The organism is Mesorhizobium sp. M2A.F.Ca.ET.037.01.1.1 (assembly GCF_003998075.1).
Taxonomy (GTDB): Bacteria; Pseudomonadota; Alphaproteobacteria; order Rhizobiales; family Rhizobiaceae; genus Mesorhizobium.
This window is the reverse complement of the sequence record NZ_RZSA01001736.1, coordinates 1-536: the sequence shown is the minus strand read 5'-3', so window position 1 is coordinate 536 and position 536 is coordinate 1. Positions and strand designations below refer to the sequence as shown.

Genomic DNA, 536 nt, shown 5'->3' with positions numbered 1-536 from the left:
CCTGGGCCTCGGAGTGGATCGAGACGCTGGTGGCGCTGCAGGGCGTGACGATTACGCCCGATCACCGCAACGCCATCTCGCGCCAGGTTGGGCTGCTGGCCGCCTCGAACGGCCGCTCGCTCTCCGATTTCGTGTCGGGCGTGCAGATGCGCGAGATCAAGGAAGCGCTGCACCACTACACGGTGGACGGACCGATGGGGCAGCTGCTCGATGCGGAAAGCGACGGGCTTTCGCTGCGCTCCTTCCAGACTTTCGAGATCGAGCAGCTGATGAACATGGGCGAGCGCAGCCTTGTCCCCGTGCTCACCTATCTCTTCCGGCGCATCGAGAAGCGACTGACCGGAGCTCCCAGCCTGATCATCCTCGACGAGGCGTGGCTGATGCTTGGCCACCAGACCTTCCGGGACAAGATTCGCGAGTGGCTGAAAGTGCTGCGCAAGGCCAATTGCGCGGTCGTGATGGCAACACAATCGATTTCCGACGCCGAGCGCTCCGGCATCATCGACGTGCTCAAGGAATCCTGCCCGACCAAGATA

1 pseudogene is annotated in these 536 nt (G+C 63.1%); it reads left to right on the top strand.

The features are described from left to right. A pseudogene (locus EOA27_RS39520) lies at positions 1-536 on the top strand (conjugal transfer protein TrbE); the annotation flags it as partial.